Genomic DNA, 21,570 nt, shown 5'->3' with positions numbered 1-21,570 from the left:
GAAGGCGGCCCGTGGGCCGGCCCTGTCGAATGCCGTGCCGGCCATGGGGCATCGGTGCGGGCGCTCCGTGTCGGGTCGCGTTGTCGACCTGTGCCAGGCAAGACCGTTCAAGACGGCACTTTTTGCCGCGCCCCCGGGCGGGCGCACATGAGCACGGCGACGAAGTACGGCACCGTCTGGTTCGTTGGCGCGGGCCCCGGCGACCCCGACCTCATCACCGTCAAGGGGCGCGGCCTGGTCGAGCGCGCCGGCGCCATCCTCTACGCGGGCTCGCTGGTCAGCGAGGCAGCGATGCGCTGGGCGCCTGCCAGCTGCGACATCGCCGACAGCAAGGACATGACGCTCGAGCAGATGAGTGCTTGGCTGATCGAACGCGCGGCGCGCCACGAAGTCGTGCTGCGTCTTCAGACCGGCGACCCGGCGCTGTACGGCACGCTGATCGAGCTGGTGCAGCCGCTGGACGCGGCCGGCATCCCGGTCGCCGTGGTTCCCGGCGTGTCGTCAGCGATGGCCTCGGCCGCGGCGGCGGTGGAGAGCTTCACGCTGCCGGAGGTCACGCAGACGACGATCTTCACGCGCGTCGAGGGCCGCACACCGATGCCGGCCGGCGAATCGCTGCGCGAGCTGGCAGCACATCGCTGCACGCTGTGCATCTTCCTGTCCATCACGCTGCTGCAAAAGGTCGAGGTCGGGCTGCGCGAGGCCGGCTGGCCCGACGACGCGCCGGTCCTCGTCGTGCACAAGGCCAGTTGGCCCGGCGAGGAGCGCATCGTGCGCGGCACGCTCGCGACGATCAAGCAGCGGTGCCGCGAGGCCGGCATCGTCAGCCAGGCCATGGTCATCGCCAGCCCCACGCTCGGCGCCCGTGGCTGGCCCGAGCTCGCCAAGTCCAGGCTCTACGACGCCTCATTCACCCATCGCTTCAGAAAGGCCAGCGCATGAACCCGGACACCATCCTACTAGTGGGCCACGGCTCGCGTGAGAAGACCGGCAACGACGAGATCGAGCGCTTCGCCGAGCAGTGGCGCGAGCGCCATCCGCAGTGGCGCACGGAACTTTGTTTCATCGAGTTCGCCGACGTCGAGGTCGAGCAAGGACTCGACCTCGCGGCGCGCGGATCGCGTCGCGTCGTCGTCGTGCCGCTGATCCTCAATGCGGCCGGCCACGTCAACATCGAGATCCCGTCGCACATCGCCCGTGCACGCCAGCGCCACCCGGGCGTGCGTTTCGACTATGCGCCGCACCTGGGTGTTTGCGAGCCCATCCTGGCGATCCTGAAGCGCCGGCTCAAGGGCTGCATGCAGTCGCTGGACATGCCCGATCCCAGCGGCACCGGCATCGTGCTGCTGGGCCGCGGCTCCTCCAGCCGCGAGGCCAATGGCGAGATGGCGCGCATGGCGCGCTGGCTGTTCGAGGAGGCCGATCACGAGCTGGTGGACCTGGCCTTCACGGGCATCGCCTGGCCTCGACTCGAGCGCGTCGTGCAGCGCCAGGTGGCGTTGGGCATGCGCCAGATCGTCGTCCTGCCTTACTACCTGTTCACCGGCACGCTGATCGCGCGCATCGGCCGCCAGGTCGAGCACCTGCGGCAGCAGTACCCGCAGGTGCGCTTCGCGCTGGGCTCCTACTTCGGCTTCGAGCCCGAGGTCACCGCATTGCTGTCCGAGCGCGTCGGCGGCCTGCTGCGCGGCACGCTGGCCGCCGTGCCTGTCGACGACGCGGCCGCGCGCTGGCAGGGCCACCACCACGGCCACGACCACGTCCATCATGACCCTAGCGACCACCACGACCATGCTCACGCCGGTCACTGAGCAGCTCACGCGCGCTGGCCAGGCCATCGAGCACGACAGCTTCGCGACCATCGACCGCGAGGCCGGGCCGCATGCCTACAGTGCCGAGCAGTGGCCCGTTGTGCGGCGCATGATCCATGCGAACGCCGACTTCGACTTCAACGGCCTCACGCGCTTTCACCCCGGTGCCGTCGCGGCTGGCATCGCGGCGCTGCGCTCGCGGCGCAGCCGCATCGTCGCCGACGTGGAGATGATCTGCGTCGGCCTGTCGGCGCCGCGCCTCGCGCATTTCGGGCTGGCGACGCACCATTTCATCGCCGACGCGGACGTCATCGCTGCGGCCCAGGCCGCGGACACGACGCGTGCCGTGCAGGCGATGCGCAAGGCGCAGCGCCTGGGCCTGCTGGACGGTGCCATCGTCGGCATCGGCAACGCGCCAACGGCGCTGATCGAGCTGGTGCGGCTGGTGCGCGAAGCGGGCGCGCGGCCCGCGCTGATCGTCGGCCTGCCGGTCGGCTTCGTGTCGGCGGCCGAGTCCAAGGCGCTGGCCGCCGAGCTGACAGAGGTGCCCTGGATCGTCATCGACGGCCGCAAGGGCGGCTCGACGCTGGTCGTCGCGGCGCTGCACGCGCTGCTGGGTCTGGCCGAGACGCGCGAGCGCGAGGAGGAAAGGACGTCCTCATGATGGAGAAGACTGTCAAGCGCGGCACGCGCACCGGCTTCACGACCGGCGCCTGCTCGGCCGCCGCAGCACGGGCGGCGGTGCTCGGCCTCGTCGAGGGCCGCGTGCCCGACGCGGTCGAGGCGCTGCTACCGAACGGCCAGCGCGTGCGCTTTGACGTGCACGACGGCCGCTGCGACGCCGGCACGGCGCACGCAATGGTCATCAAGGACGCGGGCGACGACCCGGACTGCACCGACAAGGCCCACCTCACCGCCGACGTACGGCGCCTGCCGGGCCAGGCCGAGGCCTTGCTGCTGCTCGGCGGCTTCGGCGTCGGCACCGTGACGATGGCCGGCCTGGGCCTGGAGGTCGGCGGCCCGGCGATCAACCCGGTGCCCCGCCGCAACATCGAGGACAACGTGCGCGAGGCCGGCGCCGCGCTGCTGGCCCGCGACGGCCTGGAGGTGACGATCTCGGTGCCGCAGGGCATCGAGATGGCGAGGAAGACGCTGAACGCAAGGCTCGGCATCCTCGGCGGTATCTCCATCCTCGGCACGACCGGCATCGTCAAGCCCTACAGCACCGCGGCCTACCGGGCCAGCGTCGTGCAGGGCGTCGAGGTGGCCGCCAGCACCGGCGCGGGCACCGTTGTGCTGACGACGGGCGGGCGCACCGAGAAGTTCGCGATCGCCGAGCTGCCCGGCCTGCCCGAGGCCTGCTTCGTGCAGATGGGCGACTTCCTGCGCTATGCGCTCGACGCGGCGGTGCGCGCCAAGCTGCGGCGCGTCGTCATCGGCGGCATGGTTGGCAAGCTGACCAAGATCGCACAGGGCGAGACGATCACGCACGCGAACCGCGCCGAGGTCGACACCGCGCTGCTGGCCGAGCTCGCCGCCGGTATCGGCGCACCGGCCGAAGAATGCCGCGCGATCGCGGCGGCCGAGACGGCGCGCTTCGCGGCCGAGCGCATGCAGGCCCTCGGCCTGGTCGACGCCTTCCACGCCGCGCTGGCGCGCAAGGTCGTCAGCACCGTGATGGGCCGCTACCCGGGGCGCTTCCGCCTCGATGTGCTGGTCTGCGACTTCGATGGACACAAGATTGCCGAGGCCTCGTCCGATGACTGATTCCGCCAACCCGCGTCCGCCGCGCTGCCGCATCGTCGGCGTGCTCGACGATGGCGCCGCCAGCCTCGGTACCGCGGCGCTGCGCAGCCTGGCCGAGGCCGACGTCGTCATCGGTGCGCGCCGCACGCTCGCGCTGCTTGAGGCCGAGCTTTCGCCCGAGGCCCAGCGCCACGAGATCGCCGGCCTGGGTGCCGTCGCCGAGACCGTGCGCGCGGCCCAGGCCGCCGGCCGGCGCAGCGTCGTGCTCGCCACCGGCGACCCGCTCTGCCACGGCATCGCCGGCTATCTGGCGATGCAGCTCTGCCTCGATGCGATCGAGGTGCTGCCCAATCTGTCCACGATCCAGCTCGCCTGTGCGCGCGTCGGCCTGGTCTCGCAGGAGCTGAAGATCGTCAGCATCCATGCGAAGGACGCGGGCGAATGGGCCGTCGGCGCGGATCCACGGCACGGCCTTTATGCCCTGGCCCAGGCGCTGCGCTGCCACGAGCGCCTGGCCGTGCTGACCAGCCCGGCCAACACGCCGGACCGCGTCGCGCGGCTGCTGCTCGCCGAAGGCCTGGCCGACGACTTCCAGCTTGCCGTGGCCGAGCGGCTGCTGCAGCCCGGCGAGCGCATCGTCGCCGGCCTGAGTGCGGCCGAGGCTGCCGCGCAGCGCTTCGCCGACCCCAACGTGCTGCTGCTGTGGCGCAGCGCCGCCGTGGCGCGGCCTGTGCGCTTCGGTCTGCCCGACGCCAGCTACGAGCAGCGCCATCCGGACAAGGGGCTCATCACCAAGCATGAGGTGCGCGCCGTGTCGCTGGCGCGGCTGCAGCTGCGCGAGGACAGCGTCGTCTGGGACATCGGCGCCGGCTCCGGCGCCGTCGGCCTGGAGGCCGCGCGGCTGTGCCCGGCCGGCCATGTCTACGCGATCGAGAAGAACGCCGACGACATCGCGATCGCCGCGCGCAACCGCACCGCGATGGGCCTGAGCAACCACACGCTGGCGCACGGCAAGGCGCCCGAGCTGCTGGACGGCTGGGCGGACCCGGACGCCGTTTTCATCGGCGGCTCGGGCGGCGAGCTGGCCGAACTCGTCGCGCAGTGCCTGCGGCGGCTGCGGCCGGGCGGCCAGCTCGTGATGAACTTCGTGACGCTGGAGAACCTCGCGGCGGCGACCGCGGCGCTGCAGCAGCTCGGCGCGGCCTGGGACGTCGTCATGCTGCAGGCCTCGCGCAGCAAGCCCATCCTGCACATGCACCGGCTGGCGGCCGAGAACCCGGTGTGGATCGTCTGCGCCGCCAAGGAGGGCGCGCGATGAGCGGTGCCGTCACGCGCATGGGCCGGCTCGTCGGCGTCAGCCTGGGCCCCGGCGACCCGGGGCTGATCACGCGCGCCGCCTGGGCCCAGCTCGAGCGCCGCGACACGGTCTGGACCTATCCGGCGCGAAGCACGAAGACTCCGAGCTATGCCTTCGACATCGTGCAGCGCGCGGGCCTGGCGCCGCCGGGCGAGCACCATTGCCTGCTGTTCCCGATGACCCATGACGGCGAGAAGCTGTCGCGCGCCTGGTTGCGCGCCGCCGAGGCCGTGCTGCCGTTGCTGCAGGCCGGCCGCGACGTGCTCTTCCTCGTCGAGGGCGACGCCAGCACCTACGCCACCTTCGGCCATCTCGCGCGCACCGTGCGCGCGTTGGACGGGCGCGTCGAAATCCAGGTGCTGCCCGGCGTCAACGCGTTCACTGCGGCCTGCGCCGGCGTGGGCCGGCCGCTGGCTGAGCAGGACGACACGGTGGCCATCGTGCCCGCTGCCTATGGCGTGGCCGCGCTCGACCGGCTGCTCGACGACTTCGACACGCTGGTGCTGCTGAAGGTCAAGCCCCTCGTCGACGAGCTGCTCGACTGGCTGCTGGCGCGCGGGCTGCTGGACGGAGCCGCCTTCGTCGAGCGCTGCGGTGCGCCCGACGAGCGCGTGCTGCGCGGCCGCGACATGTTGGACCTGCGCGGGACCAAGCTCAGCTATCTGTCCCTGCTGCTCGTGGCCAACCCACGGCGCGTGCGCGGCGATCGCATCCGCGGATGCCTGAAGAAAACCGGGCCGCTGCCGGCCGAGGAGACGGTGCAATGAACGAGCCCCGCCACGAGACCGGACCGGTGCGCATCGTGCTGGTGGCCATCACCAAGCATGGCGCGCAGCAGGCCGCGGCCCTGGCGCGCGCGCTGCCGCGAGCGCGCGTTTGCGTGGCCGCGAAGTTCGCCGACGCGATGCAGGGCCTGCCCAACGAGGTCTGGGCCTACACCGGGCCGTTCAAGGATGAAATCGCCGGGCTGTTTGCGAGCCACGATCAGATCGTCTTCTTCGTGTCGCTCGGCGCCGTCGTGCGGCTGATCGCGCCGCATCTGAAGAGCAAAGACGAGGACCCCGGCGTGCTGGTCGTCGACGACGCCGGCCAGTTCGTGATCCCGGTGCTGTCGGGCCATGTCGGCGGCGCCAACGCCTGCGCCGAGACGGTGGCCGCACTGCTCGGCGCCGTGCCGGTGCTGACGACGGCGTCCGACGTCGGCAAGACCATCCCGGTGGACATCCTCGGCCGCGAGCTCGGCTGGACCGTCGAGGCCCCCAAGCTCAACATCACGCGCGTGTCGGCCGCCGTCGTCAACGAGGAGCCGGTGGCCTTCGTGCAGGAGGCGGGCAGCCCGCACTGGTGGACGCGGCCGACGCCGCTGCCGGCCAACATCCACCGCTTCGAGCGCTTCGACGCGGTGGACCTGGACCGCTATGCGGCCGTGCTGTGGGTCACCCATGCCGAAGTGCCGCCGGCCCTGTGGCAGCGCCTGCACGAGCGGCTGGTGGTCTACCGGCCGCCGCGCGCAGCCGCGGAGGCGGCGCGATGAAGGTCGCCCTCGGCCTGGGCTGCGATCGCGGCACGCCGGCGCAGACGCTCGAGCACGCCGTCGGCGAGGCGCTGGCGCGGGCTGGCGCGCAGCTCGGCGACGTCGCCGCGGCCGCGAGCATCAACCTCAAGGCCGACGAGCCGGGCCTGCTCGCGCTGGCCGCCCGGCACGGCTGGCTGCTGCGCTTCTACGCGCCCGAGCAACTGGCCGCAGTGGCCGTGCCCAACCCGTCGGAGACCGTGCGCCGCCACACCGGCACGCCCTCGGTCAGCGAGGCGGCCGCGCTGCTGGCCGCCGGCGCGGCGGATACGTCGGCGCTGCTGGTCGAGAAACACAAGCTCCGCGGCGGCGACGGCCGCCACGCCACCGTGTCGGTGGCGCGCTGCGCCGCCCCAACTTTCCCTGTCCTCATCAACCCCTGAAGGAGACTTTTCATGCACATCGAAATCGGCATCCTGACATCGCCCAAGCTGGCGCTGGCGGCCGCGGGCGCGAGCGCGCTGCTGGCGGCCCATGCGCCGGCCCTGCTGAAGCAGCCGGTGCTGTGGCTGCGCACCGCGTTGGCTGCCTTCTTCTTCTCGCTGCTGATGCAGGCCTGGCATCTACCTGTCGGCCCGTCCGAGCTGCACCTGGTCGGCGCAATGCCGGCCTACCTGCTGTTCGGCTTCGTGCCCACGCTGTTCGGCTTCGGCCTGGGTCTGCTGCTGCAGGCGCTGCTGTTCGAGCCGCAGGACATGGTCCATCTGGCGGTGAACTTCCTCAGCCTCGGGCTGCCGCTTGTCCTCGTGCACCACACACTCGGCCGCAGGCTGCAGCGCCTGACGGTGGCCAACGTCGTCAAGCTGGACGCTCTCTACTACGCCGGTGTCACGCTGATGGTGGGCTTCTGGCTGTCCATCAGCACGGTGGCCGCACCGCTGGCCGGCTGGGCGACGTTTGCCGCCTCCTACCTACTGCTTGTGGCGGTGGAGCCGCTCATGACGATCGGCCTGGTGGCGCTGGGCGGCAGGCTGCGCTCGAGTGGCGGCCGTGCCCTCGTGGCGCTGGCATTCGATGAGGGCTGGTGCAGGCGCGCCGGACTGGCGGCTTGATGTCCGCGGCCGGCAAGATCACGCTCGTGGGCATCGGCCCCGGCAGCGTCGAGCACATGACGGCGCGCGCGCGCAGCGCGATCGCCGAGGCCGACGTCGTCGTCGGCTATGTGACCTACATCAAGCTCGTGGCTGACCTGCTCGAGGGCAAGGAGGTCGTGCGCAAGGGCATGACCGAGGAGCTGGACCGGGCGGTCAGCGCGCTGGAGGCCGCGCGCGAAGGCAAGAAGGTCGCGCTGATCTCGTCCGGTGACGCCGGCGTCTATGGCATGGCCGGCCCGACCTACGAAGTGCTGTTCCAGGCCGGCTGGACGCCAGACGATGCGGTGCAGGTCGAGATCGTGCCGGGTGCATCCGCACTCAACGCCTGCGCGGCTCTCGTCGGCGCGCCGCTAACGCACGACTTCTGCGCGATCTCGCTGAGCGACCTGCTGACGCCCTGGCCCGTCATCGCGCGCCGGCTCGATGCGGTCGCGCGGGCGGACTTTGTCGTCGCGCTCTACAACCCCAAGAGCGGTCGGCGCACGCGCCAGATCGTCGAGGCGCAGCGTCTGTTCCTGCGGCATCGGCGCGCGGATACCCCCGTGGCCATCGTCAAGAGCGCCTACCGGCGTCGCCAGAACCTCGTCTTCACGACGCTGGACCAGATGAGCGAGCAGGACATCGGCATGCTCAGCACCGTGCTGATCGGCAACAGCAGCACGTTTTTGCGCAACGGGCTGATGGTGACGCCGCGCGGCTACGCGAACAAGTACGACGGGCTCGCGCAGGGCGGCGAGACGCGCGATGGCGAGAAGCCAGGGCGCTCGTTGTCCACCGGCCTGCTGGGCTGGCTGCACGCGCTGCGCGAGCAGGTCGACGCGGGCCGCTCCGTGGCCGAGCTGGCGTGCGAGCACGACCTGCCCGAGGACTACATCGCCGCGACGCTGGCCGAACCGATGGACGGCGCCGTCGAGCCCGTCGGTGCCGAGGACGCAGACGAGCGTTGAACAGAACCGGCCCGCAACCGCCATGACCGAACCTGTCCAGAAACCCAAGATTTCCGGCTACCGCCGCCACCTGCTCGTCTGCACCGGCCCGCGCTGCACCCAGGATGGCGAATCCCAGGCCTTGTTCGACAGCCTGGGCGAGCGCTTCAAGGCCGCCGGGCTCCATGAGGGCGAACTCCGCGTCAAGCGGAGCCGCGTCAACTGCTTCGCCGCCTGCAAGGGTGGCCCGGTGATGTGCGTGCAGCCCGACGGCACCTGGTACTACAACGTCACGCCGGCCAATATGGCGCGCATCGTCGAACAACATCTGGTCGGTGGCCGGGTCGTCGAGGACCTCGTCTTCCACCAGGGACCGGGGGGCGCCGATGACCGCTGATGGACGGCAGGTGGAAGTAGCGCGCCAGTTCTTCGCCGGAAAGCGTGTCTGGGTAACGGCCGTAGCGTTCCCGTTGCGTGATGGACAGGAAGCTGACCGGCATGGCTCAAAGCGCCTCGGCGCAGAAGGTGGCCGGCGTGACGATGCGCGCGCCCAATGCTGCCGCGTTGCAGCAGCCCGGCGCGGCGGTCGCCCGTCACCAGGTAGTCGGCGTCGCCGCCCATGGCCATCGCCAGCAGGAACGCATCGTTCGGATCATTCGCCTCGATGCCATCCGGCAGCGGCGGCAGTTGCGCCAAAACGATGGCGCGCTGCATGCTGTTGACCATCGTGCCGACGCGGTGCGCGGGCAAGATGGTCTTGAGCTTGGGGTAGCGGCTCATCCGCCGCAGCTCGTCGAGCTGTGCCGCCGATGTCACCAGCTCGAAGCGCGCCGCGCGCCAGGCGCGATAGATCGCATCGGGTGGCCCATGGGGCGAAATCAGCGCGCCGAGCAGAACGTTGGTGTCAAGGATTACGCGCATCAGTGCTCACGCGCCCATTGCACAGCCTCGTCGATGAGGTCGATCAATTCGGTTTCGCTCATGCTGGTAGCAGCCGTCTTGGCCTGATCGACGGCGCGCTCCAGCAGGTAGGCGCGCACAGCTTCCTCGATGAAGCGCGACAAGTCGCCCTTGCGGCCGCCGCCCTGCGCGGCGATGAACATGCGCACGGACTGATCTACGTCCGGCGACACGGCGATGTTCCAGCGAACGGTGTTCATATTGCCCTCCAATACGGTGCTTGAGTGCTTGAGTGCTTGAGTGCTTGTGTGTTTATGCACCTTATCGCCATCACTGTGACCTTGCCCCCCGAAAACCGGATCCCTTGCTGAGGCGACTGGCCGACGAGGCCGACGTGAAGACAGGTAGTGGGCGAAGTTCAAGGTGATGATCATCACGACTGGGCAGGGCGCACAGGAATCCAGACGTAAAAGCGCGTGCCGACACCAGGCTCGGAGTCCACCTCGATACGGCCACCATGCTTTTGCACGATGGAGAAGGACAGGGACAGGCCCAGGCCTGTGCCCTTCCCGACAGGCTTGGTCGTGAAGAAGGGCTCGAAGATGCGGCGCTTGACCTCCTCGGTCATGCCGGTCCCGGTGTCGGCGACCTCGATGCAGACCCAATCGTTTTCCGCACGGCTGCTCAAAGTGAGCGTGCCGCGCTCGGGGATGGCATGGGCCGCGTTGACGATCAGGTTCATGAAGACCTGGTTCAGTTGGGCCGCGATGCAGCGAACGGGTGGCAGGACACCATAGTTCTTGCGCACCTCGGCCTTGTACTTGACCTCGTTCATGACGACGTTGAGGGTGGAGTCCAAGCCGGCATTGAGATCGGCGTCCTGCCAGTCGGCGTGGTCGACGCGAGAGAAGTCTTTCAGGTCCTGAACGATCTTCTTCACCCGTGATAAACCCTCCTCGCTCTCATCGAGCAACTGGGGCAAATCCTCCTGCACGAAATCCAGGTCGACGGCTGCATCGACACGCCTGAGCTCTGCGCTGAGTTCGGATGGCAGTGCGGCAGCAGGCAGGCGCTTGAGAAGCTTCAGCAGGCCGAACACGGGCTCGATGTAGCCGCGCAGCGAACCGAGGTTGGAGCTGACAAATCCGATGGGGTTGTTGATCTCATGGGCGACGCCGGCGGCGAGTTGTCCGATGGATGCCATCTTTTCGGACTGCAGCAACTGGTTCTGCGCCTCTTCGAGGCGCGAATTGGTCTGCTTGATGCGTTCGTAGTTCAGCTCCAGCTCACGCTGCACCCGGCGCACTTCGGTGCGGTCCTGCAACAGCCACCATGTGCCGGCATCAGGCTCCGAAGGATTGGCGACATAGGCAATGATCTGCACCCATAAGCGATGCCCGGCCAGCGTGCAAACCTCCATCTCGTGAAGCAGTGAGTCGCCCTGGGACAGCACCGGGTGGGCAATGCGCCCCAAAGCCATGAAATCGTCGTCGCTCTTGAACAGGCGACGTGTCTCCAAGCCGTGCGCTGGAATGTCGCCAAGTTCGAACATCTCGACGAACTTCTTGTTTCCCCGCTGTACGCGGTTGTTCGCCGTCGCGATGATCCCGACCGACGCGTTCTCCAGGAAGGCCTCGAGTTCATGGTGGGTGCTGAGCAGCTCGGCCGTGCGATCGGCGATCATGTTCTCGAGTTCGCTCCGATGACGGCGTAGTTCGTCCTCGGCCTGGCGGCGGCGTGTGACGTCCTGCAGCGTCTCGATGGCGCCGATGATCTGCCCCTGCATGTCGCTGATCGGTGCGGCCGTGAAGAAGAGCCAACGCCCCCCTTCGCCGAAGTCGGGGAAGAAACTCTCGACCTCGAAGGCGTTGGAAATGTGGGGTGACCGATGGCAGCGCCCCCCGTACAAGTACTGGCTTTCCCTCTCTACGAGACCGTCCACGATCAGGTCCGCCAACAAAGGTCTGTGCCGGGGATAGAAGGCGCGCCAGGCATCTTCGCGGCCCAGCATGTAGGACGCATCGCGGCCCGTCGTCTGGGCGCAGGCGGAATTCCAGTGCGTGACCCGGTGCGCCTTGTCGATGACGAAGGTTGCAACCGGGCTGTTCTCGAGGATTTGGGTGAGCACGCGGCCCATGTCGTACAAGCTGTTCTGCACGTGGCGGATGTCACTGAGATCCACCCCGCTCAGAACCGCACAGGCTTGGCCACCCGAGACGACCCGCTGGCCCTTGATCTCCAGCACCCGATTCGCGCCGCTGCCGGTGCTGGCCTCGATCTCGATGGCCGGCAGTTCACCATCCTCGCTCAGGCAGCGCTCGCCATAGCGCTTCAGTACATCCGCATGTTCGGCAACTGCCCAGCCGTGAGGCGGCATCTTCTGCAGCTCGTCTTCAGCGTAGCCAAGAAGGCGCTGCATGGCAGCGTTCGCGAGCAGAATCCGGTCCGCGTCGTGCACCAGCGTCGGCGTCGTCACCGCCTGCAGGGCGAGCCGGAAATCGCCGTTCAAGGGCATGGAGTTCATGGTGCGACCTCGCCCGGATCCTCGAGGATGAAGGAGCCATCGCATCCCCATCGGACATGGGTGATTCCGGGTTCCAGCTTCTCCAGGCGACGAATCTCGGCTTCTTGCGCACTGAGCACGCCGCGCTGCTGGCGGACCTGATCGGCCAGCAACTGGTTCTCAACGGTCAACTCGCGGATGCGCAGTACCTGGCGCACTGCGCTGAGCAGTTCGAAATCGGTCCAGGGCTTGGAGATGAAGCGGTCGATGGCGGCTTCGTTGATGGCCGCCATCAGCGCGTTCAGGTCCGCGTAACCGGACAGCACGATGCGGCCGCAATCGGGCTGGATCTGGCGCAGCGCTGTCAGGAATTCCACCCCGCTCATCCCGGGCATGCGCTGGTCCGAGATGACCAGGGCGAAGGCGCACTCCAGGGCGCGAGCCAGGGCGGCGCTCGCGTCGGTGAAGCATTCCACCTGGTAGCGACCACCTTCGGCATCCTCGAGACCGTTGCGCATCAGGCGCTGCAGGGAGGCGAGGATGTTGGGTTCGTCGTCGACGAGCAGGATGCGTGCGCTCAAGGATGGACTCCTTCTTGCAGCTTGACGAAGATCTCGAGCTTCACACCCTCGCGACCGGAAAACTCGCGCAGCTGCCGGACGACGCGTGCGTCGAAGACGAAGCCAGCGGCCAGCAGCAGCGTACCCTGTGGGGACAGCAGGTCGCGCGACAGCACCATGCCAGGGGCGACCTCGTAAGCCTGCAGTTGACGGTCGTCAGGCTTGTCGGTGGGTTCGTCGCCCAGCGCCAGTTCGAAGGCTTCGACGACACTGGTCTTGTAGCGTGTTTCGGCGCCACCGCGGATCAGGGCCTGTGCTTCTGCCGGGGCGTAGCGCTTGAGTGACAGCCGTCCCGACTGGGCGGCGTAGAAATCGCTGGATACGCTGAGGATCTGTGCGCCGAGGGGGACTTCTTCACCACTCAGCGCATCCGGGAAGCCCTTGCCATCGATGCGCTCATGATGCGAGCGCACGTAGCGGGCGACGCGCTGGAGCCGGCCCAGGGGCAGCAAGGCGGCTTCACCGTTCAAGGTATGGCGGCGATACAGAGCCAGCTCATCGCCGGACATGGCCGACAGCGGCTTGCGCAACAGCGGGTCCGGAAACCCAATCTTGCCGATCTCATGCAGAAGCCCGGCGATGTAGACATCCTCCTCCATCATCGCTCCACCACTGAGGCGGCGTGCAATGCGCCGCGCCAAGTCGGCCACCTGACGCGAATATCCGGCCAAGCCACTGGAGCGCAGCTCGACGAGGCCGGAGAAGACATTGATCGAGAGCAGGAAGTTCTCCTGCACCTGAGCGAACGAGGTCTCGAGCATGGCATTGACCTGCTCGAGCTCCCCCGTTCGCGCCTTCACCCGCTCGGCAAGGCTGGCGTTGAGGGTCTGCAGTTCATCGTTCTGCTCGCGCGTCAGACGCAGCAGTGACTTGTTCTCCTGCTCCAGACGACGGCGCTCCAGCCCGTCCTGAACGCACATCACGAGCTCGCGGTCATCCCAGGGCTTCGCGATATAGCGGTGGATTTGTCCACGGTTGATTGCGGCGACGGTGGAGGCGATGTCGGCATAGCCGGTCAGCAGGATGCGACCGACCGTTGGCCAGCGCTCGCGTACCTTTTCCAACAAGGTCGCCCCGTCCATCTCCGGCATGCGCATGTCGGAGACCACGAGGTCGACCGGCTCCTTCTCCAGAAGATCCAGTCCCGCTGGGCCGCTCTCGGCCAGCAGCACGCGGTAACCCAGCGGCCGGAAGAGGCGTCGTAGCGCACTGAGGATGGCGGGCTCGTCGTCGACGAAGAGGACGACAGGTGGATCGGAGGCAATTGAATCCATACGGTTCTCCCTGGACCTAGCCTTGCCATTGAGAAGGAAGTTTAGGCATGCCGGCTGTGGCGCGACTGTCTAGTTTTTGCCGTATTCCCGAACTGTCAGGCATGGTCATCCGACGGTTGAGCAGCAGTTCACGCATCAATGACCGAGGGGGCGAAGTCGATATCGCCGACAGGCGTGCGGTCCAGCATCCAGTCCAGCAAATCCATGGCGGGCATGGGGCGTGCGAACAGGTAGCCCTGAAGCTCATCGCTGCCGAGGGCGACCAAGATGGCTCGCTGGGCTTCGGTTTCGACACCCTCGGCGACGACCTTGAGGCCCAGGGCATGAGCTAGCTGCACGACAGCGTCGACGATGGCCCGGGCGTCCGGGCTGGTTTCCAGATCCTGGACAAAGCTGCGGTCGATCTTCAACTGCTTGGCCGGGAGTCGGCGTAGATAGCCCAGGCTGCTGAAGCCGGTGCCGAAGTCGTCGATGGACAGGAATATGCCGATACGGGCCAAGCCATCGAATACGCGTTGCGTGGACTCCACATCTTCCATCGCGGCCGATTCGGTGATCTCGCAGAGCAGTCGATCAGGGGCGATGTCGTAACACCGGATTGCGCGGCCGATCTTCCCTGCGAGGTCTGCATCACGCAACTGCTGGGCGGACAGGTTGATGGCCACGCGGATATGAACACCTTGCGCACTCCATTCGTGCATTTGTCGGCAGGTCTCTTCGACAACCCATTGGCCGACCTGCGCGATGAAGCCAAAACGCTCCGCCAGCGGGATGAACTCGGCCGGCCCGATCAAACCGCGCCGAGGGTGGCGCCAGCGCAGCAGGGCCTCGACGCTGTGGATCTGGCCGCCCCGGCCTGCAATCTTGGGCTGGTAGTACAGCATCAACTCGCCGCGCTCGGCGGCATGCCGCAGTTCGGCTTGCAGGCTCAGCTGCGCATGTGCATCGGCGTCCATGCGGGACTCGAACAGCGTGTAGCCGTTGCCGCCAGCACGCTTGGCTGCGTACATCGCTGCGTCGGCATGGGCGATGAGGCGATCACGCTCACCATGCCCCGGTGCAGCGGCGATGCCGATGGAGGCTGAGATCTCGATGGCCTGTCCGCCCAGCTTGATCGGCGCGCGTAGGGCTTCGCACAGGCGGGCAGCCAGGGCCGTGCAGTCGGCGACCGTGCCCACATCCTCCATCAGCAGCAGGAATTCGTCGCCGCCCACACGAGCCACCGTATCGCCGGCCCGTGCGCTCTGACCAAGCCGTCGCGCCACTTCCGTGAGCACCAGGTCGCCAGCGCCGTGGCCGAATGAATCATTGACGGGCTTGAAGCCGTCCAGGTCGATGAAGAGCACGGCCAGCGTCCCATGCGCGCGTTCCCCCGGGCGGTCATCGAGCCGCTTGTGGATCGCCACGGCATGAGCGAGTCGGTCCTCGAACAGCTTGCGATTGGGCAGGTCGGTCAAGGGATCCACGAAGGTGCGGCGGCGCAGTTCCTCGTTGGCTCTTGCAAGTTGTTCGTTGGAGAGGCGCAGAGATTTCGCAAGCACGAGCGTCTTGCGCTGCGTGCGGGCGTCCAGCGACAAGACAATCCACGTACATGCCAACATCGCCAGCGCGACCATGACGACCAGGGTCTCCAGCCTGCTCCCGGAGAGCGCTCCGGCGCTCGAGCAAACGGCGTCGAGCGGGACGCGTGCGGCGGCCATGGCGGTGTAGTGCATGCCACTGATGGCCAGACCCATGACGACCGCGGAGAGCCCTTGCACCATAGCGCCGCGAAACCCATCCAGCCGCGCCAGTTTGAAGAAGATGACGAGGGCGGTGGCTGAGGCGCCCACCGCGATAGCGACAGAGACCAACACCCATCCCGGATCCCAAGCAATGCCGGGCTCCATGTCGATTGCGGCCATGCCGCTGTAGTGCATCGCGCAGATGCCGGCTCCCATGGCTACCGCCCCCTGCACAAGTCGCCCGCCCGTCAGCGCACCACGACCGGCGATACCCAGCGCGATGCCGGATACGACGACCGCGGCGATCCAGGAGGTGAAGGTCAGCAGCGCGGTGTAGCCAATCGCGATCGGCAGACTGAACGCCAGCATGCCGACGAAATGCATGGACCAGATTCCCGTCCCCATCACGACGGAGCCACCGACCCACCAGGCCTTTGCGGCCCGTCGGTCCGGTTCGCCCACGCGGCGAGCGAGGTTCAAGGCAACATACGAGGCGAAGCTGGCGATGAAGACCGACAGGACGACCAACCAGGGGTCGTAGCTTGCCTTGAGGTAGCTCATCAGGCGCCTCCGTCAGTGTGATCCCGCCAGCAGCGCCTGCACGGTCGCCAACAACTGCCCGTTGTCAAAAGGCTTGGCAAGCGTCCTATGTGCGCCCAGTTCGCGCGCTTCACGCAGTCGCTGTTCCGATTCGCCCGAAACGACCAGGATACGCAGATCGGGACGTGGCTTGCTGTCGCGCAGGAAGCGCAGCACGCCAAAGCCGTCCAGCCCCGGCATCTGTAGGTCCAACGTCATCAACGCCGGGGCGAAACTGTGCAGCATCGAGCCGGCCTGGAAACCGTCGGTAGCCACGAGCGTCTCGTAGCCCGCGGGGCGGAGTACACGCTGTATGGCCCGGGCCATCGAGGGCTCGTCGTCCGCGACGAGGATGCGGTCGGGACGGGTAGGCGCACTGCTGGCGGCCGCTGGATCAGGCAGGCCGTGCCGCCGCGCGAAATCCCGAAGATCGGAGAGCGCGATCCGATAGTCGCCACGACCGGGGAGGCGATACGCCGACAGCTCGCCGCGCTCGATCCAACGGATCACCGTGCGAAAGCTGACGCCGCAAAGCTGTCCGGCCTCCCGGGAAGTCAGGACTGAAGGGGGGGCTGGATTGGGTTCGTGAGGCATGACCGGTGACGCGTTGGTGTGACCCAGTGGAGGCGGCTTGTTCCCTGGGTTAGCGGCGCCCAGATCTTCGCGGTGCGTGCGGGACAGGCGTCGCTTGCGATGCCTGTGCGCCGAGGCCCTCCCAAGCCCACTCCCTCCCCGCGAGCCAACTGGATTGGTCCATCATGGTCGGCTGCCATGGCACGTCGCATGGATAGTCCAAAGGCTGGGCACGACCGACGTCATCCACGACTGGGCTACGTCGGGATATCGGAAGGGCAGCAGCATTAGCCGCGAGACCGGAACTCCTTTGGCCGTCAAGCAGGTTGGCACGCATGGTGGGTCCTTTCGATCGGCGCTTCTCGGCGCCGGTTAGGCTGTGAACGCCGGCTGAATACGGCAGCCGTTCCGAGTCGTCACACAAGTTCCAATTGGCACGTTGGTCACGACGCCTCCATTGGCGCGCCGCCGACTGCAGGATCCCAAGGAACTACTTCACGAACGCGGGAGACTTGTTGCGGGCAATCCCGGAGATGCCCGGGGGCGCGGGAGCAACTGCATCAGGCGCGGCTGAAGACGGCCAAAGCCTCCACCAACCGTCCTGCCTGTCCTTGGAGGCTATGCGCCGAGGCCGCCGACTGTTCGACGAGCGCCGCGTTCTGCTGAGTGACCTCATCCAATTGGGAGACGGCCTGGTTGACCTGGCCGATGCCGCTCGACTGCTCCTCGGTGGCAGCACCAATCTCGCTGATGAGGTCGGTCACGCGCCGGACTTGGGTCACGATCTCTTCCATGCGGTTGCCGGCCTGACCGACAAGGTCCGATCCCGCCTCGACGCGCTCGACGCTGCTGCCGATCAGTTGCTTGATTTCCTTGGCCGCGTCCGCGCTGCGGCGCGCGAGAACGCGCACTTCTCCTGCCACCACGGCAAAGCCTCGCCCCTGGTCACCGGCGCGCGCCGCCTCGACCGCGGCGTTCAGGGCCAGGATGTTGGTCTGGAAGGCGATGCTGTCGATGACGCCGATGATGTCGGAGATTCGATGGCTGGCTTCGCTGATGCGGCGCATCGTCTCGACCACTTGCCCAACGACATCGCCACCCTTCGCCGCGGCGTCTCGGGCCGAACCTGCCAGTTGCACGGCCTGTCGCGCCGATTCGGCGCTGGCCTTGACCGCGGCGGTCATTTCTTCCATCGAGGCAGCAGTCTGTTGCAGGCTGGAGGCTGCCTGTTCAGTGCGGGCGCTGAGGTCGCCATTGCCCTGCGCGATTTCCGCGCTGGCGTTCGCAGCCCAGAAACCTGCCCGTCGACATCATCGACCAAGGACCTCAGGTTCAACCCTGCCTGATTGACCGCGCGCAGGATCATGCCCACCTCGTCCACACGGTTCAGATGGATATTCTCCCCCGGCTGCCCGGCTGCCCGGCCGCCACGCTCAGCGCCTGCCGCTGCACGACCTGCAGGGGCCGGGCGATCTGCGCTTCCAGCCAGCCCATCGCGGCTCCGACCACGGCAGCCAGTCCCGTGGCGAAGGTCGACAGGGGAATACCGGCGAGTCCTGACATGGCCGCACCGACGCTTCCGAGCACCGCGACCGCGCCGAGTGCGACGCGAATGCGCCAGCGTATTGGCATGGTCTGCAAGGCTGACATCCATCCCAACAGGCCGGTGCGGACGACGAGGCCCTGGCGAAATGCCCTGTGGCTGGCACGGCCTTCGCGGAGTTCCCGGTAGAGCGTTTCGGCTTGGGCCACCTCTTCGCGACTGGGCTTCGTGCGCACGGACATATAGCCGGTCGTTTGACCGTTGCGGATGACCGGCGTGGCGTTGGCGCGCACCCAATAGTGGTCGCCGTTCTTGCGACGATTCTTGACCAGCGCCGTCCAGGACTCTCCGGCCTTGAGTGTGGCCCACATGTCCGCAAAAGCCTGTGTCGGCATGTCAGGGTGTCGCACAAGGTTGTGCGGCTGGCCCATGAGCTCATCACGGTCGAAGCCGCTGACCCCAATGAACGCTGCATTGGCATAGTTGATGCGGCTGTGAGTGTCTGTCGTCGACATGAGGGTGACGCCGGCTGGAAAGTCGAATTCGCGTTGAGTGATGGGAAGGTTGGTGCGCATGGCAAGCCTTTCGGGCGGTGCACGCCGGAGCGTCTTCCCGCTTCGGTCTGTGCTTAGGCCGGATCCGGCGGCCTGATTCGGGTCGTCACGTAAGTTCCGAATGTCACATTAGTCACGACGACGCCATTGAGCGCTCCGCCGCTTGAAATACAAAGGAACTACGTCACGCGAATCGGACTTGGCCGTCATGGTTGCCATGGGCGGTCAACGCCGACGGCGAGCGCGAGGTGCTTGGGCTGAAGGTCGGCGCCAGCGAAGCCGAACTCTTCTTGGCCGAGTTCCTGCGCGGCCTCAACCGCCGCGGGCTGCGCGGCGGAAGCTCATGTCAGCGACAGCCACCAGGGCGTCAAAGCGGCCGCCAGCAGGGGGCTCAAAGCAAGCCGGCAGTGCTGCCGCTTGCATTTCATGAGGAATGCCCTGGCGCATGCCGGCAAGGCCCAGATGTTGGCCGAGAGCAGCTCGACGCATATGGAGCTCTGCCGAGCCCCATTGAGCTTAAGCGTGGCCTCACAAGACTAACTGCCTTGGGTCCAACGATGCTGGTTCGGGTTCGACGATGCTGGTGGGTGACCGTCTCACGAAACGCGTCAGGGGAGGGTGTCAGGTATTCCTCGTGCAATCCCGAGCGGCACACCGGTGCTGTTGGGCTTGCGCCCTTGCTTCGGCATCGGTTTCGCGCCGGGCCTCCCCAGCAGGCGAGGCGTCATGGGGCGATCAGCGTGTTCAACAGGTTCAGGCAAGCCCTGGCGGTCATGTCGTCTTCGTCCCGCTCCGCATGCCAGGCGGAGACGGAGACTGCAACGATGTTGCAAGCCCGCAGGGCCTCGAAAAGAGCGGCCATGTCGGCGGCACTCGGTCCGCGTTGGACATGGTATTTGAGCGCCGGCATTTGAGCCTGATCGTCGATGACGTCGGTGTCCCAGTGCACATAGATCCGCTCTCGCGGCTGCAGGTGCTCCAGGACAGCGCCGACGTCGCAACGTTGGATCTGAGACTCCAGCAGGGCTTCCCGCTCGCCGGGATCGAGGTCGCGCGCATCGGCAAGAACGATCTGCGACTGCGGATAGGCCTGCACGCCGATGGTGGCCAGACAGGCGAGTGCCGCCTGGCTGCGCGGATCGGAGTCGTGGTCCACGCGGCCGACGAACATGGCCAGCGGCATGCCGCCGATGTACTCGGTCTGCGTGCTGGACCAGGTGTGGAAGTCACCATGGGCGTCCAACCAAAGGACGCGCTCGGGCGGCTGTCCGGCTTGTTGCAAGCCGGCCAACATGCCTAGGCTGGCGACGCAGTCGCCCGCCAAGCAGACCGGCCGCATTCCGCTGCGGGTCAGTGCGGCGACGCGTGCGGCCTGCAGCGCGTAGAGCGAGCCGAGGCTTTGCAGCTTGGCAACAGGGTCGGCGATGCGCGTGTGGTGCAGTCGCTCCGGCGCCAGCACCTCCCAGGGATGACAGTCGATGTCGAGCACGCGGCGAAGGCCGTCGCGGCGTTGGCCCATCAGGTAGGGCAGCAGAAGCCTTGCGTTCACAGCCATGCGTCGGGGTCCATCGGGTAACCGAGCCTGTCCATCATTTCGGGAACCTCGTCCCGCTGCCCAAGGTCCATCAGCAGGCGACCTCTTTTGTGCCAGCGCCTCGAACGAGGCGGCTCGGTGGCCATCCTGACAGGCAGCACGGCTGGCAAGGCCATCGCGGGCAGGTCCAGGTGATCCGTGATCAGCTTCAACGTCGCGGCGGGTTTGGCGATGAAGTCTTCAAAGGAGACACGCAAGGTGCAGACGCCGCTTTGCAGGATGGCATCGTGAATGGAGTACCACTGGTTCAGGCACACCTCTTCCAGCTTCGAGTTCGTGAAGTACCGCCAGTTGCGCGGCAGGTCGAACTTCCACCATTTGCGCCCAAAGGGTGTGGTGTCCGAGTACCCCGGGATGTCGAGTTCGCAGCCAATCTTGCTGAGATCGTGCGAAAAGAATCCGAGTGGGTAGAGCCATCCATCCATCAGGCCGTTGACGGACTGAGCAAAGCCGCGAGTCAGGTGGATATAGGTCACCTCGGCATTGGGGAACAGCTGTTCGTACATGCCGATGCGGTAGGCATCGGACGGGGATTTGAACAGGAGTACCGCGTCCTGCACGTCAGCCAGGCCGAAGGCACGCCGCCGGAGCGTGGGCACCACGAAGGGTGGTTCCTCGATCTTCAGTGGCTCGTCGAAATGCAGGTTCGATCCTGGAGCGGCCTTTCCGTCGTAGTAGCTGATCCGCCAGGGCTCGTCCCCGAAAACGGCCCGGAGCACAAGCTCCTGAAGCTCGGCCTCGCTGCGATGATCGTCATGGTCGAACTGGCTCAACGCCGCTTCCAGCGACTGCTCCAGCCGGCGATAGGTGTCGGGGTCGAGAAAGTGCAAAGGGAACTGCAGCGGCAGCCGGTTCTTCCATTTCCTCAGCAACAGTTCGGTGTCGAGAAGGTCTGCCGACGCAAAGGAAAGCTCGTCCAGGATGTTGCTGGTCAGCTCCGCCGCGTTGGCGATCCATTCGATGCAATCGCTGTCGGAGTTCTGGTTGAATCCGTTGCCGGACAAGATCAGCAAGGGATCCAACTCCCCATCCAGCGAAGCGATGCGGGGATGAAGGGCCAGAGTCTCCTTGAACAGGCTGGACCCGCCGCGCGAACCCGACAAGATGACCACCACTCTGCGGACCATCAAGTCCAGTTCGGAACTGGGAACGTCGCGGCGCGACGTGATGGCCAGTAGAAAGCTGTCCACGGTAAACGC

At 67.1% G+C, this 21,570-nt stretch carries 19 protein-coding genes and 3 pseudogenes; 12 read left to right on the top strand and 10 right to left on the bottom strand.

Going from position 1 to position 21,570, the window contains the following annotated elements; translation table 11 throughout:
• Positions 1-147 precede the first annotated feature (147 nt).
• Genes cobM through EV671_RS17070 form a run of 11 tightly spaced genes read left to right on the top strand, consistent with a single transcriptional unit; the run spans position 148 to position 8,904 of the window.
• Entirely contained in the window at positions 148-942 is a 795-nt protein-coding gene (gene cobM, locus EV671_RS17120) for a precorrin-4 C(11)-methyltransferase (protein ID WP_132573932.1), read from the top strand.
• Positions 939-1,811, top strand: coding sequence for a sirohydrochlorin chelatase (locus EV671_RS17115; RefSeq protein WP_132573930.1), 873 nt, complete (start codon positions 939-941; stop codon positions 1,809-1,811). Before cobM ends, EV671_RS17115 begins: the two co-directional genes overlap by 4 nt.
• Positions 1,768-2,475: a precorrin-8X methylmutase gene (locus EV671_RS17110; RefSeq protein ID WP_277592410.1), complete on the top strand. Its 708-nt coding sequence runs from the start codon at positions 1,768-1,770 to the stop codon at positions 2,473-2,475. Before EV671_RS17115 ends, EV671_RS17110 begins: the two co-directional genes overlap by 44 nt.
• Positions 2,472-3,578, top strand: coding sequence for a cobalt-precorrin-5B (C(1))-methyltransferase (locus tag EV671_RS17105; protein ID WP_132573928.1), 1,107 nt, complete (start codon positions 2,472-2,474; stop codon positions 3,576-3,578). The genes EV671_RS17110 and EV671_RS17105 overlap by 4 nt, the downstream gene beginning before the upstream one ends.
• Positions 3,571-4,875: a precorrin-6y C5,15-methyltransferase (decarboxylating) subunit CbiE gene (cbiE, locus tag EV671_RS17100; RefSeq protein ID WP_132573926.1), complete on the top strand. Its 1,305-nt coding sequence runs from the start codon at positions 3,571-3,573 to the stop codon at positions 4,873-4,875. The genes EV671_RS17105 and cbiE overlap by 8 nt, the downstream gene beginning before the upstream one ends.
• Complete coding sequence (cobI, locus tag EV671_RS17095; RefSeq protein ID WP_132573924.1) at positions 4,872-5,681, top strand: precorrin-2 C(20)-methyltransferase; 810 nt, start codon at positions 4,872-4,874, stop codon at positions 5,679-5,681. The genes cbiE and cobI overlap by 4 nt, the downstream gene beginning before the upstream one ends.
• Positions 5,678-6,448 carry a cobalamin biosynthesis central domain-containing protein gene (locus EV671_RS17090; RefSeq protein ID WP_132573922.1) on the top strand — a complete coding sequence of 257 codons (771 nt, stop codon included), beginning with the start codon at positions 5,678-5,680 and terminating at the stop codon, positions 6,446-6,448. Before cobI ends, EV671_RS17090 begins: the two co-directional genes overlap by 4 nt.
• On the top strand, positions 6,445-6,870 hold the full coding sequence (locus EV671_RS17085; RefSeq protein WP_132573920.1) for a cobalamin biosynthesis protein: 426 nt from the start codon (positions 6,445-6,447) through the stop codon (positions 6,868-6,870). Before EV671_RS17090 ends, EV671_RS17085 begins: the two co-directional genes overlap by 4 nt.
• Positions 6,871-6,882: 12 nt before the next feature.
• Positions 6,883-7,539 (top strand): energy-coupling factor ABC transporter permease, encoded by a 657-nt coding sequence (locus EV671_RS17080; protein WP_132573918.1) that lies wholly within the window; start codon positions 6,883-6,885, stop codon positions 7,537-7,539.
• The gene (gene cobJ, locus EV671_RS17075; protein WP_132573916.1) at positions 7,539-8,528 is read left to right on the top strand and encodes a precorrin-3B C(17)-methyltransferase; all 990 of its coding nucleotides are present in this window, start codon (positions 7,539-7,541) and stop codon (positions 8,526-8,528) included. Before EV671_RS17080 ends, cobJ begins: the two co-directional genes overlap by 1 nt.
• A 22-nt stretch (positions 8,529-8,550) precedes the next feature.
• Positions 8,551-8,904 (top strand): (2Fe-2S) ferredoxin domain-containing protein, encoded by a 354-nt coding sequence (locus EV671_RS17070; protein WP_132573914.1) that lies wholly within the window; start codon positions 8,551-8,553, stop codon positions 8,902-8,904.
• Positions 8,905-9,010: 106 nt separating this feature from the next.
• On the opposite strand, the pseudogene EV671_RS17065 reads toward EV671_RS17070, so the two are convergent.
• The 8 genes and pseudogenes from EV671_RS17065 to EV671_RS27805 all read right to left on the bottom strand — a co-directional run bounded on the left by EV671_RS17065 (position 9,011) and on the right by EV671_RS27805 (position 18,798).
• Positions 9,011-9,428: pseudogene (locus EV671_RS17065) on the bottom strand (putative toxin-antitoxin system toxin component, PIN family).
• Entirely contained in the window at positions 9,428-9,667 is a 240-nt protein-coding gene (locus EV671_RS17060) for a ribbon-helix-helix domain-containing protein (protein ID WP_132573912.1), read from the bottom strand. Before EV671_RS17060 ends, EV671_RS17065 begins: the two are co-directional and overlap by 1 nt.
• 173 nt (positions 9,668-9,840) lie before the next feature.
• On the bottom strand, positions 9,841-11,931 hold the full coding sequence (locus EV671_RS17055; protein WP_165917618.1) for an ATP-binding protein: 2,091 nt from the start codon (positions 11,929-11,931) through the stop codon (positions 9,841-9,843).
• On the bottom strand, positions 11,928-12,491 hold the full coding sequence (locus EV671_RS17050) for a response regulator (protein WP_132573908.1): 564 nt from the start codon (positions 12,489-12,491) through the stop codon (positions 11,928-11,930). Before EV671_RS17050 ends, EV671_RS17055 begins: the two co-directional genes overlap by 4 nt.
• Positions 12,488-13,804: a response regulator c-di-GMP phosphodiesterase, NosR family gene (gene nosR / locus EV671_RS17045; RefSeq protein WP_132573906.1), complete on the bottom strand. Its 1,317-nt coding sequence runs from the start codon at positions 13,802-13,804 to the stop codon at positions 12,488-12,490. Before nosR ends, EV671_RS17050 begins: the two co-directional genes overlap by 4 nt.
• A 128-nt stretch (positions 13,805-13,932) precedes the next feature.
• The gene (locus EV671_RS17040; protein WP_132573904.1) at positions 13,933-16,089 is read right to left on the bottom strand and encodes a putative bifunctional diguanylate cyclase/phosphodiesterase; all 2,157 of its coding nucleotides are present in this window, start codon (positions 16,087-16,089) and stop codon (positions 13,933-13,935) included.
• Between the two features lie 12 nt (positions 16,090-16,101).
• Positions 16,102-16,701, bottom strand: coding sequence for a response regulator (locus EV671_RS17035; RefSeq protein ID WP_132573902.1), 600 nt, complete (start codon positions 16,699-16,701; stop codon positions 16,102-16,104).
• Positions 16,702-17,240: 539 nt separating this feature from the next.
• Positions 17,241-18,798, bottom strand: a pseudogene (locus EV671_RS27805) (methyl-accepting chemotaxis protein).
• 178 nt (positions 18,799-18,976) lie between these two features.
• On the opposite strand from EV671_RS27805, the pseudogene EV671_RS27485 reads away from it, so the two are divergent.
• A pseudogene (locus tag EV671_RS27485) lies at positions 18,977-19,236 on the top strand (transposase); the annotation flags it as partial.
• A 265-nt stretch (positions 19,237-19,501) separates the two neighbouring features.
• Here the strand turns inward: EV671_RS27485 and EV671_RS17015 are convergent.
• Together EV671_RS17015 and EV671_RS17010 are read right to left on the bottom strand one after the other, a co-directional pair.
• Positions 19,502-20,332 (bottom strand): arginase family protein, encoded by an 831-nt coding sequence (locus EV671_RS17015; RefSeq protein ID WP_243655777.1) that lies wholly within the window; start codon positions 20,330-20,332, stop codon positions 19,502-19,504.
• Positions 20,323-21,561: a sulfotransferase family protein gene (locus EV671_RS17010; RefSeq protein ID WP_132573894.1), complete on the bottom strand. Its 1,239-nt coding sequence runs from the start codon at positions 21,559-21,561 to the stop codon at positions 20,323-20,325. The genes EV671_RS17015 and EV671_RS17010 overlap by 10 nt, the downstream gene beginning before the upstream one ends.
• Between the last annotated feature and the right edge of the window lie 9 nt (positions 21,562-21,570).

Origin of the sequence: Roseateles saccharophilus (assembly GCF_004342485.1) — a bacterium.
In the GTDB taxonomy this organism is placed as follows: domain Bacteria; phylum Pseudomonadota; class Gammaproteobacteria; order Burkholderiales; family Burkholderiaceae_C; genus Pelomonas; species Pelomonas saccharophila.
This window is presented reverse-complemented; position numbering and strand designations above follow the sequence as displayed.

Coding starts and splice junctions, on each gene's coding strand:
- EV671_RS17055 (WP_165917618.1), bottom strand. CDS start 11,931: ATGAACTCCATGCCCTTGAACGGCGATTTCCGGCTCGCCCTGCAGGCG.
- EV671_RS17115 (WP_132573930.1), top strand. CDS start 939: ATGAACCCGGACACCATCCTACTAGTGGGCCACGGCTCGCGTGAGAAG.
- EV671_RS17085 (WP_132573920.1), top strand. CDS start 6,445: ATGAAGGTCGCCCTCGGCCTGGGCTGCGATCGCGGCACGCCGGCGCAG.
- EV671_RS17110 (WP_277592410.1), top strand. CDS start 1,768: ATGACCCTAGCGACCACCACGACCATGCTCACGCCGGTCACTGAGCAG.
- EV671_RS17015 (WP_243655777.1), bottom strand. CDS start 20,332: ATGGCTGTGAACGCAAGGCTTCTGCTGCCCTACCTGATGGGCCAACGC.
- EV671_RS17035 (WP_132573902.1), bottom strand. CDS start 16,701: ATGCCTCACGAACCCAATCCAGCCCCCCCTTCAGTCCTGACTTCCCGG.
- EV671_RS17090 (WP_132573922.1), top strand. CDS start 5,678: ATGAACGAGCCCCGCCACGAGACCGGACCGGTGCGCATCGTGCTGGTG.
- EV671_RS17070 (WP_132573914.1), top strand. CDS start 8,551: ATGACCGAACCTGTCCAGAAACCCAAGATTTCCGGCTACCGCCGCCAC.
- EV671_RS17040 (WP_132573904.1), bottom strand. CDS start 16,089: ATGAGCTACCTCAAGGCAAGCTACGACCCCTGGTTGGTCGTCCTGTCG.
- EV671_RS17080 (WP_132573918.1), top strand. CDS start 6,883: ATGCACATCGAAATCGGCATCCTGACATCGCCCAAGCTGGCGCTGGCG.
- cobJ (WP_132573916.1), top strand. CDS start 7,539: ATGTCCGCGGCCGGCAAGATCACGCTCGTGGGCATCGGCCCCGGCAGC.
- cobM (WP_132573932.1), top strand. CDS start 148: ATGAGCACGGCGACGAAGTACGGCACCGTCTGGTTCGTTGGCGCGGGC.
- EV671_RS17105 (WP_132573928.1), top strand. CDS start 2,472: ATGATGGAGAAGACTGTCAAGCGCGGCACGCGCACCGGCTTCACGACC.
- cbiE (WP_132573926.1), top strand. CDS start 3,571: ATGACTGATTCCGCCAACCCGCGTCCGCCGCGCTGCCGCATCGTCGGC.
- nosR (WP_132573906.1), bottom strand. CDS start 13,804: ATGGATTCAATTGCCTCCGATCCACCTGTCGTCCTCTTCGTCGACGAC.
- cobI (WP_132573924.1), top strand. CDS start 4,872: ATGAGCGGTGCCGTCACGCGCATGGGCCGGCTCGTCGGCGTCAGCCTG.
- EV671_RS17060 (WP_132573912.1), bottom strand. CDS start 9,667: ATGAACACCGTTCGCTGGAACATCGCCGTGTCGCCGGACGTAGATCAG.